Origin of the sequence: Pedobacter sp. B4-66 (assembly GCF_018492665.1) — a bacterium.
Taxonomy (GTDB): domain Bacteria; phylum Bacteroidota; class Bacteroidia; order Sphingobacteriales; family Sphingobacteriaceae; genus Pedobacter.
Genome location: NZ_JAFVME010000003.1, coordinates 375,258 through 394,222, shown reverse-complemented (window position 1 = coordinate 394,222; position 18,965 = coordinate 375,258). Strand labels below are relative to the sequence as shown.

The following is an 18,965-nucleotide window of genomic DNA, read 5'->3' as shown; positions in this document are numbered from 1 at the left end:
AATATAAACGAAAAGGATTATTCCATATTTATCAATTGCTTTAAACTGACAAATAAATGATAATCCTTTTCGTTTGGATGTGTTTAAAAGGCTCCTTCAATTTCCCAACCTTTTCTGTATTTTCTACGAAGGTACTTATTGGCTTCAGGGTAATTAGGGAATTTCATTTTAGCTGCATCCCATTGTAAAAGTTGATTAGGAACCTTAATGGCTACAGTGCCAAGCAGTATTGCTTCTGTCATTGGGCCTGACTGTGCAAAATGAGACTCTGTTTTTTCTCCTCCTAAACATGCGTCTACGAAGTGATGGTAATGGTTGCGGCTTTCAAATTTTTTGAAAGATTTGTCTTTAAATTTAGCTTCAGGTAAAAGTACAGGCATTTCGCCACCATGTGGTATAAGCAGAGCACCCTCAGTTCCGATAAGCATCGCACATTCGCCTGGATAATTATCTAAAGAATAAAGCGCGCGAACATCCGCGGGTGGGTATATTTCTCCATCAAACCATTCTAGTGTTAGCTTATCTGATTCTGTATAAGCGTTACCAGGGAAAATCCAGGTCATATGATCTCCCTGTGGCCAAGTGTCTCCTCTCCGTTCAGGAGAATCTTTCCAACTTTGTTGAACCTCAGCAATTACAGAAATTGGAGCTTTTAGGCCTAGACCTTTCCATACTGCATCAAATATATGACATCCGATGTCGCCAGACCATCCAGTTCCAAAGTCCTGCCAAGCTCTCCATTTAGCAGGATGATATATGGCTGGTGCATATGGGCGCATAGGTGCTGAACCGATCCATAAATCCCAGTTCAGGTTTGCAGGAGCTTCCTGACTTTCTGCTGGTCGGGGGCCAACAAGGCGATAATCTGCAATAGCCCCTGGACGGTTAGAACATAAATAAGCATGTTTGATTTTGCCAATTACACCGTCTTTTATTAACTGGACCCCAGTGCGATCGCAGGCTGTGGAAGCAACCTGTGTCCCGAGTTGAGTGACTACCCCTTTTTTTATTGCTATATTGGTAAGCGAACGAACTTCGGCAACATTGTGACACATTGGTTTCTGGCAATAAACATGCTTGCCTGCTTTAATGGCTTGATAGGCAACAGAAAAGTGGGTATGATCAGGCACTGTTACATTAACTGAATCAATGTTTTTTCCCTCTTTCTTAAGAAGTTCACGCCAGTCTGTATAGGTTCTAACTCCAGGAAGGCCTTCTGCTGCAGTTTTAAGTATGTTGCTGTCAACATCGCAGATAGCAACAATTTCTACATCAGGATGAGATTTGAAATTACTTAAATCGTGACCTCCCATTCCGCCAACACCAATGCAGGCATGTCTGAGCTTACGACCAGGGATCTTTGCCGAGGCTACAGTGTTCATTAAAAATGATGGTGCAACGGCCACGGCTGCGGCCGACATCAGGAAATTTCTACGGGAAAATTGTGGTTTTTGTTTGTTCATGTTCATTACAGATTTAGATCGTTTAAAGCTGGAGGGATCCGACTTTAAACCAGGGTTCATTTATATTTGGTTTGGGCTACTGTGTGGTTATTAGTGGCTTAATAACAAATATATAATATTTTGCTTCTTGTAAAGCACCACAATTACTATCGTTTGTAACAATTTAAATTGATTGTTCAGCAGTAAAATATTAATTCTATTTACATTTACTTTCTTATGATACATGCAAACCTACTTCTGATCCTGGCATTATTTTTTGCAATGGCGCTGCTTTACCTTTTAAGTCAGCGGTGGAAAATATCTTATCCAATTTTTCTGGTTATAGGGGGCTTAGCAATTAGTTTTATTCCCGGTGTTCCTGCAATAAGTGTTAACCCAGATATTGTATTTCTTATTTTTCTTCCTCCGCTCCTATTTGAAGCAGCGTGGTATACTTCGTGGAACGATTTTTGGAAATGGAAACGTTCCATCTTTTTATTGGGCTTTGGACTAGTTTTAATTACCTCACTTGCTATCGCCTACTTCTCAGTAAGTATTATTCCCGGTTTTACCCTTGCGTTTGGTTTTCTCCTGGGAGGGATTATTTCTCCTCCTGATGCAGTAGCAGCAACCTCAGTATTAAAGGGATTAAATATGCCAAAAAGAGGTTTGACGATGCTGGAAGGTGAAAGCCTGGTAAATGATGCTGCTTCTTTAACAGTGTTTAGATTTGCTATTGCAGCCATTCTGACCGGACAATTTGTTTTACGGGATGCCGTAACCGATTTTTTTGTTTTAGCATTTATGGGAGTTGTCGTAGGTCTTGCGATAGCTCATATTCTTTATTTTGTGTTGCGCTACTGGGCTAAATCTTCAAGTATTACTACTCCTATTACCTTAATTGCACCCTATCTGATGTATATTGTAGCTGAGGAGTTTCATTGGTCAGGTGTTTTAGCTGTTGTGAGTGGTGGACTATTCTTATCGTTTAGATCGAATGATTTTCTTAATTATCATACCCGTTTGCAGACTAAAGAAGTATGGGCTACGGTAGGCTTTTTACTCAATGGTTTTGTTTTTATTTTGATTGGATTAGAGCTGCCTGTGATTGTTCAAGGTCTGGAAGGTTACTCAATGGAAGAAGCAATAAAGGATGCATTAGTTATAAGTGCCATAGTGATTTTGGTTAGAATTATTTTGGTGTATGTTGTCGGCTATCTTCCAAGATTTTTGAGTGCAAGGATTAGAAAAAAAGAAAATAGTCCTGGCTTAAAATTGCCTTTCATTATAGGATGGGCAGGAATGCGAGGTGTAGTCTCTCTGGCTTCAGCACTTGCTATTCCTTTAACACTAAATACAGGTGAAGCATTTCCTCATCGAAACATGATTCTCTTCATTACGTTCGTAGTAATACTTGTTACACTTGTTTTCCAGGGGTTAACCTTGCCTTTGTTTTTGAAATGGTTAAAGATTGAGGAAACCGAAGAGCGTGTGCCTGAGGATGAGCAGATCGAATCTATTCGTTTACAGCTTGCCAAAGATTGCGTCAACTATCTTGATGATAAATATGATAAGGAGATGAATCAGTTTGAGACCATTGCAAGAATTAAAGAGCAACTTGAGCGAAGTATCAGAGCAACAGAGCGAACATTAATTGAGCAAACTCAAAAAGAAGAGGTGGGATCGGTAAGAAAATTATACAGGAAGATTATGCTTGAGTTAGTTACACTGAGAAGAGTTGGCCTTGAAAGACTTAAAGCTACTAAGCAATATGATCATGAGGTTCTTCGTGATATGGAAGATAACCTGGATTTAGAAGAAGCAAGATTGAATAAACACTAATTAAGTGTTAAGGAAAAAGATTATTCTTCTATAACGATTTTTGTTCTCAGAACTTCTAGGTTTTGAAGATGATCAACCATGGCAGCTGTAAACGCATCCGGTCCGCATATGTAGTACCACGTGTTTTGGTCTCCAATATATGCTTTTAGTAAAGCTTTATCAATGGTTTTACTTCGGTTTTCGGGATTCAGTGGTGCTTTTAATACGTCTAAGTAATTATTACCAAGTATATATTTTAGCTCGGCTTTGTTGATGACATCATCCTCATTATGATTGGCAAATAACAATTTATTGCCTGATAAGGAATTTTCGAGCTTAAGCTGTCTGAGGATTGCTAAAAATGGAGTAATACCAGCTCCTCCTGCTATAAAAACACCCGGTCCTTTATATCTTATTGTGCCAAATACATCATGAACAATCAGTTCATCCATTGGATTCAATAAAGAAAGTTTTGAGGTTAGACCATCATGTTCTTTATATATTTTGATTGTGAATTCCAGATATTCCGATTGATTAAGGGAAGTAAAGGTAAAGGGCCCAACAGTAGTTTCAAGGCCTGGTTTGTTAATAGAAATATCTGTTGCCTGCCCAGGTATAAATTTATAGCCCAGTGGTTTCTCTACTGTGAAACGTTTCACATTGTGTGTTACATCTTCAACGCTTAGTATTTTAACAATATGGCTGTTGGCCTTATTTAAATCTTCCATAACAACGGCTATTTCTTATATTAGAGATAAGTAACCAGAAAAGGGTTACAAATATCGTGCTGTGTTATGATTAAAATTAAAAGAATTTATGACTCAATGCTATTAGAAGATGGTTTCAGAATTCTTATAGATCGATTATGGCCACGTGGATTAAAAAAGGAGGATGCCCATTTTGATTTATGGCTGAAAGAAATCGCTCCTTCGACAGAGCTACGTAAGTGGTTTAATCATGAGCCGGAAAAATGGCAAGAATTTAAGAATAAGTACTTTGAAGAGTTGTCAACTAATAAAGCTGTTCAATTGATTCTTGAGGAATGTGAAAAGAACTCTCTCGTTACACTTCTTTATGCCGCTCATGATCATCAATTTAATCATGCTGTTGTACTTCAAAATTTTTTAATAAACGAGATTGGTTATTAGAAAATTGACTTAATCAAGTTGAATAAAATAAATACTCATGGTAAAATGTTATTTCGTTATTTTTAATAAAACTATAAGCTTATGGAGAATTTAGCTTATCCTGAAAAAGACCTTCCAAAAATAAGTCCTACTTCTGGTGATATCATTCAGACCTTAATTAAAAAAATAATTGAAGAATCAGAAAAACTGCTCCATCCTGACAAACATTAAGGTGGGTTCATTTCTGTACCCTAGTATAATATTCCCTAGTACTTGTGAATGAATGATATCGTCATACAATAGCAATTTGTGTCTTGTAAAATGATATATGAAAGAAAGATTCTAGTTGAATATTGGAATAGTTGTTATATTGTGAGGCAGATTAATTTGCATCTGGATATAATTGGAAAAGAAGATTAGTTTAAAGAAAGGGGTTATTTCCTCGTTTATTTTTGCACTCATTTTTTGTTTTGCACAAAGCGCTGTTTTCTTTGATACAGGAGTTATAAGGCAAGACCTAATTTCTGAACCCTGTTCCCATGATCCATTTTTTGAGGAAATCCCAATGGATTTCGGATACTCATTTTCAGTTAAAAAGATAAACCATTTTAAACAGCATGTCAACAGAATAAATGCTGACACATGGTATTATAAGTATCTTTTTTCTATCCCAAGGGTAGCTATAGCTTCCTGGAGCTGGCCCCAGCACGGTGAGTACAAGTTCTTATTTAGATTTACTCCTTTTTAATTCTTTCAATATATAATTAAGGCTATTCTAGTCTTGTTAGGGCTGTTTTACAGCTAAAGAATTGCTGTAATTAAAAACTACAGCATAAGTAATTAACTATTTTATATATAAAGAGATAAATTGAATTATGAATTGTCCAAACTGTCAGGAAACTTTATTGATGACTGTAAGAAACAACGTTGAAATTGACTATTGCCCTAAATGCAGAGGTATATGGTTAGACAGAGGTGAATTAGACAAATTGCTATCACACGAAGGTACTAAAAGCGAGTATGTAAAAGATCATGAGCCTTTCAGACCAGAACATCGTGATCAGCATAACTATCGTAATGGTCATGGATACCCCAAAAAGAAAAAATCCTTTTTAGAGGACCTCTTTGATTTTTAGTTAATTAAGCTCAGAGTTGTTTGTTGGAGCAGGTGATCTAATTAGATGCCTGCTATCATCTTTAATTTATATAGAAATCTTCGAATATTTAAGCATAGAAATACACAAAAAAGCATATATATTTGGGCTCAAATTTTTAGAAATATATTTTTATGGCAAAGGCATCCGAAATTAAAGTTGGAAATATTTTACGTTTCAATAACGAACTGGTAACGGTTACAGAGATTTTACACCGTACACCAGGTAAAGGTGGTGCATTCTATTTGGGAAAATTTCGTAATATTAAAACAGGGAAAATTGTAGAAGCCCGTTTAGGAACTGATGAGCAGGTTGAAATTTGCCGCGTAGAGACTAATGATTTTCAATATTTATATGAGGAAGGTGATTATTTTGTAGTAATGGATAATGTTACTTTTGAGCAGTTCAATGTTCCTAAAGCATTATTTGGACCATCTGCGAAATTTCTAAAGGAAGGAATGGATGTAATAGTCTCTTTTGAAAGTGAAGAACCTATTATGGCGCAAGCACCGAACTTTGTGGAATTAGAAATTACATATGCTGAGCCTGCAGTTAAAGGTGATACTTCTTCTGGTGCATTGAAATATGCTACTACTGAAAATGGCATCGAAATTAAGGTTCCATTATTCGTGAATCAAGGCGATAAAGTAAAGGTAGATACACGTACTGGTGACTATGTTGAACGCGTGAAATAAGTTTAAATAACTAAAAACAAAAAGCCGGCTTAAATTTCTTTAAGCCGGCTTTTTGTTTTTAGTACTTACGAGGTTAAATTCTTATGGTGTGTAAATGATGAATGCTAAGTGGAAGTTTCAAATTGACCTCAATATGTTTATTAAAACGGCTTTTTATCTGACTATTTATCTGACCAATTAGCCCATTCAATTTATCAATTTCTTCATGAAAATATTTTTTTTCCTCTAGTGTTTTAGGAGGTGTAATTGTAGTTTCAAAATAAATGCTATCATTTTCTTTAGATACATTTATATCATGATATGGATTATTATTTTTTAAAAAATCGAGAATATGATTTATAAGTTGATTATAGTGATAACTAACAATATTATCATTAGTCATAGAGGAAGGTACACTAAAGATCGAATGAGTATTTAACTTTACTTCGTTCTCACTAACTAGTTGATCGTTGAAATCTAATGTGTACAATTCTTTTTTATCATTAACTTCTTTGATGACTGTATAGATTTGATCAGCTTTTGGGGTAAAATATATTACTCTAGTTGATTTCTTAAGTTTCATTTCAATACCTCCTTTAGAGGTAAAATAAAATAAACGGAAAAAAGTTTTAAATAAAATGAAAAGCTTCAGGAAATCTGAAGCTTTTCATTTTAGTATCCACCGCCTCCATTGTTTCCACCACCCCCGGTACTGGCAGCAACGAGAACAATATTACCTCTCAATTCGCCACTTGTAAAATCTGAACTATGGATATTAATATACCATTTTCCTGATAAAAGCTGGCTGATCTCAGTAGCATTCAGTGCTCTTGTTGTTCCTGTTAGCGTACCGGAACTGCCGGTACTAAAACCTGGGATTTCAATTACAATCGGAGAGTTGACCGAATTTGATCCGTTATCTGCACCATGAAAGTGCATACCTGTTGTAGTTACAGCTGAAGAACCCAGTTGCCAATTAATGGTATAGGCAATAGTTTTAGATTGTTCACTATAAGTAATATTTGCTGTGGCTGTGCCTGTTGTTGTGACCATAGGGACCTCATTAGCACCATTTAACTGGACCGTTGCTGAATAAGTCCGGTAGGTAATATCAGGCATGTTACTTTTCTTTTTACAACCAGAAAACACAGATAAGAAGATGGCTGCAATTGTAAAAATCGCAGTAAGGGGTTTGACTGAATAAGTTTTCATCGCGAATAAATTAAATTATCTATTAATTACTCCGATTGACAGTACATGAAGGGCGATAGTTTTAGTAGACTGTAAAGGCTGTTCTGTCATCCTCGCTTCAGTCTATAATACGTTATATCTTGTAAGAAGGTTGCCTGAATACAGTGTCCACAAAAAATGTTTTTATTGAGTCTGATCTTATTTGGTGGTGCCGATTAACTTTAATCCCTTAAGCTGTATACTACAATCAAATGTTCCAGGTACCTCCCACCCTAAATTTGTGCTTTCGATACTCATGTCACTGATGGAAGAAGTTTTTAAGTATCCCTTTTCTTTTGCCTGATTGAAAGCTGCCAGCAATTGGGGATAGATATCTTTGTTAATGGAAATCCATTGTTTATCATGTAAAGATCCTGAAAACAGAGTTTCTGACGCAACATTCAAAATATATTTTTTCGTAGCATCTTCTTTGCCTAGATCTTGCGCGCCATACTCCTCTAGATTCCGATATCGGTAGTCATATAAAGGAAGACCAAACCAAAAATAGTCACCACGGCCAGTGGATTGATTATTATTGTTTTGAACTAACAGATATACCGTTATTTGACAGGTGTGTAAACCCGGATTGTAATCTTCGCCCATTTTGTTGACTGCATAGTTTAACTTGGCATCAATGTTATAGGTTAATTTTTTTAGGTTAACAAGTTTGATGGAGTTAGTTTTTTGTTCTAATAATAAGTGTGGCCATGATTCACCTTCTTTCCTGGGGGTTAAATATTCTTTTGAAGCATAAACTTCCATGTTAACAATTGCTTCTCCATTTTTCAATAAAAAGGATACTTTTTTTCCTTCATTTTTATAGATAACACTGTCATCTTTTATCTCGGGTTTCACCCCCTGTAGGTTAAATATACTACCCCATTGCGGCATTTTCCATATTGGCTGTAAATTAGTCTTCCCGAAAGGATAAAGTACTTCAATAGGTCTTGGATCAGATGAGCTAATCCCTAGCAAATTTATACCATCTCTAAAAAGATTATCAGTAATAATTTTTATAGTGTTAGCATTCTTATCATTAGTATCGATGGTAGACGACTGACTTTTGCAATTGCCTACTATTAATAAATTGATAAGGAATATCAGGGAAATATTTTTTAACATGATGAAAGTTAGTGTTTTTCTCACTTTCAAAGAAACAATGTAAGACTTCAAGCTTCATTAAGCTTGAAGTCTTGCTTGGATATAATTAACTAAATAATTCTTGCATATCACGATCGGCTGTGGGTATTTTCTTAAGAAAATCATCAAATCCAGCATTTTCCTGTGAACTATACATCCCATAAGCATCCAAAATATAGCCTATCTGCCTATCCTTATCTTCTAGTAAATAAAGAATAGAGTTGTCAGCGGGATCAGAATCTCCTTCAAAGCGATAGGTCTTAATTATTGTAAGATCATCAGGATTATAAATTTTGTTAATCCCTACACCTTGCATTTTGCCATGATCCGTCATCTTTATTTCGTTATCTAAACCTTTGGTTCTTAGCTTCTCTAAGATCTGACTAAGGCTGTTCATTTCTATCGGGTTTTCCATAATAAATCTTGTTTGTTGCAAGTAGAACAAGAACAATTACAAATGGTTTTCTTTTCTTGCAATCAACCGGCGTTGAAAACTATTAATATAACTTTATCCATATCTTGCAGGCATGATCCCCAGAGGCAAACTATACATCAGTAATAAAGATTTATTTACAGGTATTTATTATTGTTTTACTGATTATTTTAAACCTCAAAAAGTGTACATTCCTGAGCAAAATACAAGTAAGCTGTTCTGTCTTTCTGTACGCACAGGTTTCGACTTGGTTTTAAGTGCTTTAAATTTTCCGGTTGACTCGGAAATTTTAGTAACGGACATTAATATTCCGGATATGTTTAGGATCATCACTGCTCATAATTTAATCCCAATTCCTTTACCAGTAAATAAGCGAACCTTAAACGTATCGCCAACTAACCTGGAATCAGCAATAACACCAGCAACCAAAGCCATATTGATTACCCATCTTTTTGGTGGAATTATGGAAACTGATGAAATAAATGCTATTGCCAGAAAGCACAACCTAATTGTGTTTGAGGACTGTGCCCAAGCTTATGCAGGAAATGCCTATGAGGGTAATCCTACATCGGATGTAGTAATGTTTAGCTTTGGCCTCATTAAAACTAATACTGCCGTACGTGGGGCTGTAATCAATATAAAAAAAACTGCTTTACATCAAGATGTTTTATGTAGAAGTGAGCAGTATGATAAGCAAGATGTTTCAAGTTTTTTAAATAAACTGTTTAAGGTTTTATTGATAAAGCTGGTTAATATTAAAACTGTTTATACCAGTTTTTATCATCTTGTAAAAGCCGCAGGGAAAGATTTTGATGAAGTATTGGCTAGCTTTACCAAGGGTTTTCCAGGTGATGATATTTTTAAACAAATTCGTTATCGCCCTTGCTTGCCAAACAATAAACTACTACGCAAAAAACTGAATAACTTTTGTATGAATAGCATTGTTGCCAGAAAGCAATTAGCGAGTGACATTTTACTACATCTACCTAACGATTACAAAATTGGGATGCTAAATACAAAACATACCCATTGGGTTTTGCCTATCGAAACCAAGCACCCCAAGGAACTTATCAGTTTTCTAAGGAGTAATGGTTTTGATGCATCACAAAAAGCATCCAGTTTAATAAAACTGAGCGCGCCATCTACTATCCCGAATCCTGAAGATTTGGTGCTGGAGAATATTGTTTATTTGCCATCCTACCCTGCTATGAGCAAGAAAGACCGAAATAAGCTAGTTCAACTATTGGTAAGTTACGAATTGACTGCAAATTAATTTCCGAATGTTTAAGAAGTGGTCAGCTGAAAAAACTCAGCTATCGCTTTTTTATCTTTGAAGATTTCCCCAAGCTGAAAATGTAGGCACTAATATCTGCCAGGTCATTTTTGGAAAGCGCTAGTCCTCGTGGATCTGGCATAATGCTGGTGGTCAACTGTTTCTTTTCCTTCACTTTTTGAACATCTAAAACGTGCTGGTTCCCTGCAAGGTCTTTAATCACCAAAGTGTTTCCTTGAGATAACATAAAACCAGAAACAACAGTTTCATCTTTCATCGTGACTACCCAGGGCTCGTAACCAAAAACTATAGCAGCACTTGGATTAATGATGGCATCCAGTAAACTAACCTTATCATATTTCTTATTAATGTTAGTCAAGTCAGGCCCAATGGTTTTTCCGAAATCACCCACCTTATGGCAAATAGCACATTTGGTATTGAAAATAATATGACCCTTTCTAATATTCCCGGCAATTTTATTAATCTCAGGTATGGAAAAGGCTATACTTTCATGGTCCTTAGGTGATGATCCTGATCTTTCTAAATTAGCCTGAAGCTTATCCAGTTCCTTATTAGTTTTTGAGTCAGTATCTTTCTTTTCAGAAATTTTTGACCAATCATATAGAGAAAACCAATCATTGCTCTTTCTGAAATTGATCCAGTATCCTGCATTTTCTTTTACATCTGCAAGTGCACTGTTCTGAAGTTCCAGCATAGATTCTACGCTTTTTGTTGTATTGCTAAAGGCCAGGGCAGTTATTGCTCTCTTTCGTTCTTCCTTACTTATTTTCGGACTTCCTGCCCTTACAGTCAGGTCTTTGATAGCTGTAGCAGGATGGATCCTCCAGGCTATTTTAGCGAATTTATTACTCCATTGTAAGGGGTCATCATTTCCAATGGCTTTTTTTATTGCGGTATACACCAGGTCTTCTTTTCCTGTAGCGGCAATTCCCAGAGCATTTAAATACCAAGGGTCATTTCCATCAAATCCGGCAGCAAGACTTACAATTAACTTAGTCGATTCAGCAGCAGGTAAATCCCTTAGAGCAATGGCTACTTCACGTCTTACAGCTGCAGAAGTATCGTTTACTGCAATCTTTAATAACTCTGGTATTGCTGCTTTATCTTGCTTTAACGCCCGGAATGCAGTCAAACGAATAGCTGCATCTTTATCATTCAATAACTGCTTTACTTCAGCTTTACCACTTTCGCCTAATTGTGCCATAAGCCATACTGCACGGGCTCGGTGAAATGCATTAGTTGATTTCAGGACGTCTCTTACCTGATCAATCACCTGGCTGCCCTGAGCTTTTAATGCCACGAAGCCAGCGTTTCTAACATTAATTGCGGGATTAAGTAAAGCTTGAATTTGACCATTTACCGAGTTTAAATCGATACGAGGAAGTTTAAGGTTTTTTCCAGTTGGAGTAATTCTATAAATCCTACCAAAACCTTTTGGGTCATCCATCTTATGTCCGCCTACTACTGGGTCATACCAGTCTGCGATATACAGCGCGCCATCTGTACCAACTGAGATATCACTAGGACGGAACCATTTACTTTCACTGGTTACTTTTTCATCCCATTTATAATTATCATCTACTGTTTTTAGTGTAGAAATGAAATTCTTCCTTTTGAGTTCAAAACCTGCCCCTTTAGGCTTAGGCTTGTATCCATAGATTACATTTTTACCAGCTTCACAACTTAAAAGCATACCGCGGTATTGGTTACCAAAGGCATCTCCCTCGTAAACTACCATTCCAGTTGGTGATCCGGCTCCTGTATTGTCACCAGCTGGCATTACTCCCGGATCTTCCTGATGCCAATGTGCTGTAAAGGTTGATTGCCCCGGGCGTTGGTCTGCCTGCCAATATCGATTACCGTCTGCGCTAAAATAACCGGCATTACCACCCTCCATTACATAACTAGTGCGACAGGTAACTACCTGGTCATCATTATCACTTTGCCACATATTGCCATAAGAATCGAGAGCCAGTTCATAAGCATTCCTAAAATTGTGCGCCATAACCTCAAGCCCTTTTCCATCTTCCCCAATACGCAAAGCCAATCCCCCTACCCAAACTTTGCCATCATCACTTTTTTGTCCTCCGTTGTTTTCTTTGTTATAAGGGCTCCCTCCAGTGTAAAGACTTCCTGAGCGAAGATTCCATCCTGCTTTATCCTTTACCTCATGTGGGCCAGCATTTCCGACGTTAAAATACCATTTTCCATCAGGACCGGCTACCAGAGAATGAAGACTATGGTCATGGTCTTTTCCGCCAAACCCAGTAAGAAATATCTCCTTTGAATCCGGTTTGTCATCCCCATCATTATCCGTATAGACAATAATTGAAGGTGCACATGAAACGATTACTTTATTACCTATTACGGCAATTCCTAATGGTGACACTAAATCCTTATCCTCGACAAAGACTTTAGAATGGTCACTCTTCCCATCCCCATCGGTATCTTCAAGTATCATTACCCTATCCCCTTTAGCGTGATGAATAAACTTAGTAGAATCGTTGTTGTAATTACGATAATTTACCGCCTCGGTTACCCAAACGCGTCCTTTGGCATCTACATCCATATTTGTTGGGTTATAGAATTGTGGTGATTCTGCCCAAACTGTAGCAGTAAAGCCTTTAGGAAGGTACAGGCCTGCATGAACATTAGTCGAATCCAGGCCAGGAATATCCGAATGATCATCACGCTCTAACTTAAAAAATAGAAATGAAACGGCAATCAAAATCAGTAACAGATATTTTATCATAATAGTTTTTTTCTTATTCGACCTGATAGAGGTCTGGTTTTATTTTGTTTCAGGAAAAATGGAATGTAAATAATCAAGGTTCTTTACATAGCTTTCAAAAATGGGTTGATTTGCTGGAACAGCACCTTCAATCTGGATCCAGCCATTATAATCGATGTCTTCAATAGCAGAGCGGACCTTTTTAAAGTCAACCTTTCCGGCACCGAGCAAAAAGCCATTCTCCTTCATGTGAAATTCACAGATCTGACCCTGCTTACCTAGCCAGCGTATCTCTTTGTAGATATCGTACCCCATTTGCTCAGAATTACAAACATCATAATATACCTTTATGCTCTTAGAACCGACAGCATCAATAATCCTCATGTGCTCTTCAGCGCTTAACCAGGATTCTATACCAAGGACAATCCCCGCCCGTTCCGCTTTTTGAGCTACTCTTTTAAGTCGGCTTATCACCTCCTTTTGACCAGCGGCATCATTTTTTAAATCTCCCTTGCTAAAAAAAGCCAACAGGACAACTTTAACTCCCAAATCTCTGGCAACATCAATGCTGTCGCTTACCCATTCTTCTGCACGAGGATCAGATTTGTAAGGAACATCATTCAATTCTCCCAATGCCAGACCAGAAAACTGCATATTAAATTTAGTAGCAGCAGCCTTATAATTTTGTTGCACAGCCTTTTGTCTCAAATGCATTTGATTGCCTGCATTCCCCATGCTCAGTTGCACACCATCAAGGCCTATTTTTTTGCCTAATTCCATTGCCTCAACATCATTTGCTTTACCAATAGACCAATCACAGGCACCTATTTTGATCACGTTTTTACTGGCTGCAAACAATTCTGATAAATTGCCAAACGTACTTATACTAAATCCCGCTGCGCTTAACTTTAAAAGTTCTCTCCTATTCATTTTTATCTAAGGATGTATTTACATTAACAACCATTTGCCAATAGTTTTGCTTCAATAAATGCTTTGGCACGTGGCACATCGCTTTCATCAAGGTGTTCTATAATCAGCGGAATATCTGGATAGTCTTTACTCAAACGGCGCAAGTACAAGTCATAATTCAACGATCCTAAACCTGGTGCAGGCAAATCTATCAAACCTACCCCCCTTAAAGCATGTGCTTCGCTTGCATCAATATTGGCCATCTTTACACCATTCATTCCTGAAGAACGTTTTACATCTTTTGCATGCGAAACTTTAATTTTATCAGATAAGGCATCAAAAATATGGTTTAGCGTAAGATCCATATTGTCAATATTATGATCCTCAAAATAATTAGTAGGATCCATCAGCAGGCCCAGATGCGGATCATTAATATCACCAAATAATCTAAGTGTTTCCTCAACAGAGCCAATCACGTTGTTCACATAAGTTTCAGTCAAAAATATAACCCCATGTGCTCTTGCATGCTCAACAAGGTCAGCTATCACTGATCTACATTCTTCATATCCCTCCTCAGTTTTATTTTTAGGGTGATGTACCCAATCACTATCAGGATCAAAGGTTCCCGTTTCACTGATCACATAAGGAGAACCCAGATCGTGTGCAAAACGGATGATCTTTTTTAAATGATCCAGATTTTTCTTTCTTTTAGCCAAATTAGGATGAACCAGGTTTGTATATCCCGAAATGCAGCTGATAGGCAAATCATAGCGCTCAAAAGTATTGCGGATCAGCATACACTTTTCCTTAGTAATACTGTCAGTATCCAGATCCATATCTTTAAAACTCAGGTCGAGTTGAACGGTATTAAAATTGAGTGCTTTTATCCGTTTAGCAGTTTCTTCCAAAGCGTAAGGAAAATATCCCGTAAATATGCCAGTCTGTATCATTAATCAATTATTTCATTTATTTCCACTGCCCTATGTTCCTTTGCAGAAAGATAGCAAGCGTCTACTAAGGCCATTGTTTTTAGATTATCCCTCCCGCTGATTTCCGGTTCACAATTTTCTTCGACTGCACAAAGTAATTGAGCCATGGGGCCTGCAAATGCGTCAGGAAACCACACCTCATTCCACCTTGGCTTTATCCATTGTTCAGGGAGCTGAGTTGTTGTGAGGTCTAATGTGCTTGGTACACGATCAGGGTAAAATGGCCAGCCTATTGACCCTTTTGCCATTCCTTCCGTACCTTCAACTCGCCAGTTGATATAGTTGTCCTGCATAGCTCCCTCTCTTGAAGGACCTGTCCATACGTCGTCCCATGAAGATGCCCTGAATCCATTTTCATACTCTAAGATATAAAGTGCTATTCCATCTTCATGATCAAACTTTTTGCTTGTTCTCGGGTCTTTACATACACTGGTAAAAACTCTTTTCGGATCACCAAACAAGTATCTAAATGTATCCAGATGATGAATGCTCATGGTACGTAAAGTAACAAATCCCAAAGCTTCCTGCCATGGTGCCCAGTGTGGTATAGCTCGCATATCAATGGAAGCAAATACAGGAAGACCTAAAAAGCCTTGATCCAAAGCCGACTTACATGCTCTGATGGACTGGTCATAACGCATATTTTGGTTCACGCTAAGTTTGATTCCTGCTTCCTCACATAGAGATACAATTTCCTTCGCCTCGGCATAACTTGTTCCCATAGGCTTTTGAATTAAAATTCCTTTGATATGGTCAGCATGTTTTACTGCATTTCGAATCACTTCCAACTGAACATCAGGTGGCACAGCAATGTCTAAAATCTCCACTTCAGGATCTTTAAACAGGTCGATATAAGAATCATAAATTTTACCGATATCGTGACGTGCTGCAACTTTTCGTGTGTTTTCCGGAGAGCGGGATGAAATAGCAATTGGGTTAAATCCTGCCTGCCTATAAGCTACCAGTTGACAATCTGCCATAATAAAACCAGCGCCGATACATCCAATTCCAAAATGCTTATTTTTTGGTAATTGTGGCAGGTAATCTAAAACAATATCTAATGCAGAATTGATCATTAATTTTCTTTTAACGTGATTTCATTCTCCTTTTTAAGGAAGTCTGTATCAGGTGATAATCCGGCTGTGCCTGATGCTAAAAATGCAGTATCTGCTACAACTTTTACAGGAGTGATGCAGGATTTATTTTTTTCCCTGAAAGGTACATTATAACTTAGATTATATGCTGAAATAAGTGACCAGCGTGGCTTTTCAGATAAATTTGCTTCAGACATGTGCAACAGATTACTATGAAAAAACAAGATGTCTCCCGGCTTTAGCACCACTTCTACCCTTTCAAACCGTTCGAGTGCCTGTTCTACAAAATTCATATCAGCACCTTGTTGTTCACCGGCAAAAGAATGTTCCAGACGTCCCATTTTGTGTGAACCTTTTAAAACCTGTAAACAACCGTTTTGACTGTTGGCTTCAGTGAGCGCAAGCATAACACTAATCATGGCCTCAGGATATAAAAATCCATTCTTATACCAATATCCATAATCCTGATGCCATTCCCATGCTCCACCAACCTTAGGTTCCTTCTGCATCAATTTAGAATGAAAATGGCATACTTCACCTTCACCCAGCAAAGTTTGTACTGCATTTATAATTCTTTCACTTCTGATTAGCAAACCATAAACATCATCACCAGGTGTAAACCATAAGGTCAGTTTGGTGCTTTTGTTCGATTGATCGTTAAAGTCCATTGCATTGGAGCGCATCACCTGATCTTCGGTTGCAATACTGTAAAGCAATTCTACACCTTTTGTACTAATAAAATCCGGTATAATCAGGTATCCGTCATTCAGATACTGTTCCCGTTGTTGTTGCGTTAAAATTTCACCGGCCATCATTCAGGGTTTAAATTATAATTTAAACGAATATAAAGATACACCATCCTTCATTCTGATACTTTTTGATCAGTTGTTGCAATTTTCTTGCACATACCTACTTGGCGCTTACGAATTGGCTTGTCACTTTCCTGCGATGTGATCTGTCAATGGCACACAAAATAAAATATATTCGTAGCTTTAGCCTTGACCAAATATTTATTTTACAAGTTGTCTGAGTGTTACTCTTATGAAACCATTGCATGAAAAGTTAATTCTAGAGCCAAAGAATTCTTTTGTTCTACAGAAAGATATATACCCCTATTATCCTACACCATGGCATTATCACCCCGAATATGAACTTGTACTTGTAGTAAAAAGTTCAGGGATGAGGACGGTTGGCGATCATAATGAACATTTCACAGATGGGGATTTGGTGTTTTTAGGTCCAAACCTGCCACATTCATATCAAAATGATTCAATATATTATCAAGACGATTCTTCGCTTAAGGCTGAAGCTATAGTTATTCATTTCAAAGAGGACTTCCTGGGGAAAGACTTTTTTAATCTTCCTGAAATGATTCAAGTAGTGCAACTGTTTAACAAAGCTAAATATGGGATAAAGATTACAGGAAATACCCGTCAGCAGATTTCAGACATCATGCTTCAAATGCATACTGTTAACGGGCATAAAAGAATACTGCAGTTACTTTCTATCCTTGAGATACTTTCCACTTCTGATGAAATTGAGCTTCTTACCAATCCCGGGTTTGTTCAACAGCATTTAATTTCGGATGATGACAGGATCACAAAAGTACACGAGTATATCATGAAAAACTTTCAAAAAGATATTTCATTGGCCGAGGTAGCCGAGATCGCAAATATGTCAATCCCATCTTTTTGTCGGCTCTTTAAGTCCTCCACCAGAAAGGCCTTCTCTAATTTTGTAAATGAGATAAGAGTAGGTCATGCCTGCAGATTGCTTCTTGAAGACAGGGAAAGTATAGCCCAAATCTGCTACAAAAGTGGCTTTAATAATATGTCCAATTTTAATCGTCAGTTTAAACGACTAAAAGAACGATCACCCTTGCAATATAGGCAAAGAATTTCCCGATGAGTTTTAAAGCTTAGTTTTAAAAAATGGAGAGCATTACTTTAAAACACAAAAGGGGGGATGTCATTCAATGACATCCCCCCTTTTACTTTATCTGTTTTAAGCATTATAAGCAATAGCAAACTGCTTTGCAAAATCTTCAAGCTTTATCTTACCAATCGGAACATTGTTATTCAAGTCGAAGTCTTCCCAAAGTACACCACTTCTAATTGCCGTACCCATCTCTTCATAATTCTTTGCAATCTCTTCAGGAAGTCCCGCTCCTACCATTCCCTCGAATGCCTGAGCATCATCAAAAGCTACCCAAGGTAGTTCTGGTTTACCAATTGCTTTTCCTATCTGCTCAGCAACCTCTTTAAGCAAACGTCTGTCGCTTGCAATGTAAACAATGCTTTTTCCGCTAAAACCTTCCTGAATTTTACTTGCAGCAACAGCAGCGATATCTTTTGGATCTACCATAATAATCCCCTGATCTGCTCCATAGTTACCACCAATGATTCCAGCATGTTTAATCATATCTATATTCCCATACAAGTTATTGTAAAAATAGGCCGGACGCAAAATCAGGATATCGATATTTTCAAGTTTACCAAAGGTCTGTTCAACTTCATAAAGCCCGGCAATAGGTCCTGTACCTTTAGGAAGATGCGCTCCTATACTACTCAATAAAGCTACTTTTTTAACACCTGCAGCTTTTATTGCATTGGCATAATGCTCACCAATTTGTTTTATATGCCCCCTAAGATCATTAGTAGAAAAATCATTGGGTACCATTAAATACACTACGTCTGCTCCAGTAAAAACATCGGTCAAAAAGCGCTCATCAGTCACAGACCCAATTGCCGGTATACCGCCAAGATTTGTAATTTCATCTGCTTTATCTTTGTTACTGCTAACTATTGTTACCTGATGTCCTTGAGAGATCAGATTAATTGAAAGTGGCCTGCTGATATTGCCCAGCGACCCGGTTATAATTATTTTCATGATTATTCTGTTTTTATTTAATGACAAAGTTATATTTG

At 37.4% G+C, this 18,965-nt stretch carries 19 protein-coding genes; 7 read left to right on the top strand and 12 right to left on the bottom strand.

Annotated elements, in window-relative coordinates:
• Positions 1-83 precede the first annotated feature (83 nt).
• On the bottom strand, positions 84-1,523 hold the full coding sequence (locus J1905_RS06300; protein ID WP_214226395.1) for a Gfo/Idh/MocA family protein: 1,440 nt from the start codon (positions 1,521-1,523) through the stop codon (positions 84-86).
• A 156-nt stretch (positions 1,524-1,679) separates the two neighbouring features.
• Between J1905_RS06300 and J1905_RS06295 the strand changes: the two genes are divergently transcribed.
• Positions 1,680-3,284, top strand: a complete 1,605-nt coding sequence (locus J1905_RS06295; protein WP_214226393.1) for a Na+/H+ antiporter — start codon at positions 1,680-1,682, stop codon at positions 3,282-3,284.
• Positions 3,285-3,304: 20 nt separating this feature from the next.
• Here the strand turns inward: J1905_RS06295 and J1905_RS06290 are convergent, their stop codons facing one another.
• Complete coding sequence (locus J1905_RS06290; protein WP_214226392.1) at positions 3,305-3,991, bottom strand: ferredoxin reductase domain-containing protein; 687 nt, start codon at positions 3,989-3,991, stop codon at positions 3,305-3,307.
• 66 nt (positions 3,992-4,057) lie between these two features.
• Between J1905_RS06290 and J1905_RS06285 the strand changes: the two genes are divergently transcribed.
• From J1905_RS06285 to efp, 4 genes are all read left to right on the top strand, one after another.
• Positions 4,058-4,411 (top strand): DUF488 domain-containing protein, encoded by a 354-nt coding sequence (locus J1905_RS06285; protein WP_214226391.1) that lies wholly within the window; start codon positions 4,058-4,060, stop codon positions 4,409-4,411.
• A gap of 81 nt (positions 4,412-4,492) precedes the next feature.
• Positions 4,493-4,621 carry a hypothetical protein gene (locus J1905_RS23700; protein WP_284445100.1) on the top strand — a complete coding sequence of 43 codons (129 nt, stop codon included), beginning with the start codon at positions 4,493-4,495 and terminating at the stop codon, positions 4,619-4,621.
• Positions 4,622-5,265: 644 nt separating this feature from the next.
• A complete protein-coding gene (locus J1905_RS06280) occupies positions 5,266-5,526 on the top strand; it encodes a TFIIB-type zinc ribbon-containing protein (protein WP_214226389.1) in 261 nt (86 codons plus the stop codon).
• A 152-nt stretch (positions 5,527-5,678) separates the two neighbouring features.
• Positions 5,679-6,239, top strand: coding sequence for an elongation factor P (gene efp / locus J1905_RS06275; RefSeq protein WP_214226388.1), 561 nt, complete (start codon positions 5,679-5,681; stop codon positions 6,237-6,239).
• A 73-nt stretch (positions 6,240-6,312) separates the two neighbouring features.
• Here the strand turns inward: efp and J1905_RS06270 are convergent, their stop codons facing one another.
• The 4 genes from J1905_RS06270 to J1905_RS06255 all read right to left on the bottom strand — a co-directional run bounded on the left by J1905_RS06270 (position 6,313) and on the right by J1905_RS06255 (position 9,003).
• Positions 6,313-6,801 carry a hypothetical protein gene (locus tag J1905_RS06270; RefSeq protein ID WP_214226386.1) on the bottom strand — a complete coding sequence of 163 codons (489 nt, stop codon included), beginning with the start codon at positions 6,799-6,801 and terminating at the stop codon, positions 6,313-6,315.
• Between the two features lie 89 nt (positions 6,802-6,890).
• Complete coding sequence (locus J1905_RS06265; protein ID WP_214226382.1) at positions 6,891-7,430, bottom strand: CHRD domain-containing protein; 540 nt, start codon at positions 7,428-7,430, stop codon at positions 6,891-6,893.
• 177 nt (positions 7,431-7,607) lie between these two features.
• On the bottom strand, positions 7,608-8,570 hold the full coding sequence (locus J1905_RS06260) for a hypothetical protein (protein ID WP_214226380.1): 963 nt from the start codon (positions 8,568-8,570) through the stop codon (positions 7,608-7,610).
• An 85-nt stretch (positions 8,571-8,655) separates the two neighbouring features.
• Positions 8,656-9,003: a hypothetical protein gene (locus tag J1905_RS06255; RefSeq protein ID WP_214226379.1), complete on the bottom strand. Its 348-nt coding sequence runs from the start codon at positions 9,001-9,003 to the stop codon at positions 8,656-8,658.
• Between the two features lie 112 nt (positions 9,004-9,115).
• Here J1905_RS06255 and J1905_RS06250 point away from each other — a divergent pair, with 112 nt between their 5' ends.
• Entirely contained in the window at positions 9,116-10,294 is a 1,179-nt protein-coding gene (locus J1905_RS06250; RefSeq protein WP_214226378.1) for a DegT/DnrJ/EryC1/StrS family aminotransferase, read from the top strand.
• Between the two features lie 40 nt (positions 10,295-10,334).
• Here the strand turns inward: J1905_RS06250 and J1905_RS06245 are convergent, their stop codons facing one another.
• From J1905_RS06245 to J1905_RS06225, 5 genes are read right to left on the bottom strand one after another with little or no spacing between them, the layout of a single operon-like run.
• Positions 10,335-13,067, bottom strand: a complete 2,733-nt coding sequence (locus J1905_RS06245) for a PVC-type heme-binding CxxCH protein (RefSeq protein WP_214226368.1) — start codon at positions 13,065-13,067, stop codon at positions 10,335-10,337.
• Between the two features lie 39 nt (positions 13,068-13,106).
• The gene (locus J1905_RS06240) at positions 13,107-13,976 is read right to left on the bottom strand and encodes a sugar phosphate isomerase/epimerase family protein (protein ID WP_214226366.1); all 870 of its coding nucleotides are present in this window, start codon (positions 13,974-13,976) and stop codon (positions 13,107-13,109) included.
• A 23-nt stretch (positions 13,977-13,999) separates the two neighbouring features.
• A complete protein-coding gene (locus J1905_RS06235) occupies positions 14,000-14,905 on the bottom strand; it encodes a sugar phosphate isomerase/epimerase family protein (protein ID WP_214226365.1) in 906 nt (301 codons plus the stop codon).
• Positions 14,905-16,020, bottom strand: coding sequence for a Gfo/Idh/MocA family protein (locus J1905_RS06230; protein ID WP_214226363.1), 1,116 nt, complete (start codon positions 16,018-16,020; stop codon positions 14,905-14,907). Before J1905_RS06230 ends, J1905_RS06235 begins: the two co-directional genes overlap by 1 nt.
• A complete protein-coding gene (locus J1905_RS06225; protein ID WP_250318018.1) occupies positions 16,020-16,853 on the bottom strand; it encodes a phytanoyl-CoA dioxygenase family protein in 834 nt (277 codons plus the stop codon). The genes J1905_RS06230 and J1905_RS06225 overlap by 1 nt, the downstream gene beginning before the upstream one ends.
• A 226-nt stretch (positions 16,854-17,079) precedes the next feature.
• Here J1905_RS06225 and J1905_RS06220 point away from each other — a divergent pair, with 226 nt between their 5' ends.
• A complete protein-coding gene (locus J1905_RS06220) occupies positions 17,080-17,946 on the top strand; it encodes a helix-turn-helix domain-containing protein (protein ID WP_214226361.1) in 867 nt (288 codons plus the stop codon).
• Positions 17,947-18,042: 96 nt separating this feature from the next.
• Here the strand turns inward: J1905_RS06220 and J1905_RS06215 are convergent, their stop codons facing one another.
• Positions 18,043-18,927: an NAD(P)H-binding protein gene (locus J1905_RS06215; protein ID WP_214226360.1), complete on the bottom strand. Its 885-nt coding sequence runs from the start codon at positions 18,925-18,927 to the stop codon at positions 18,043-18,045.
• Between the last annotated feature and the right edge of the window lie 38 nt (positions 18,928-18,965).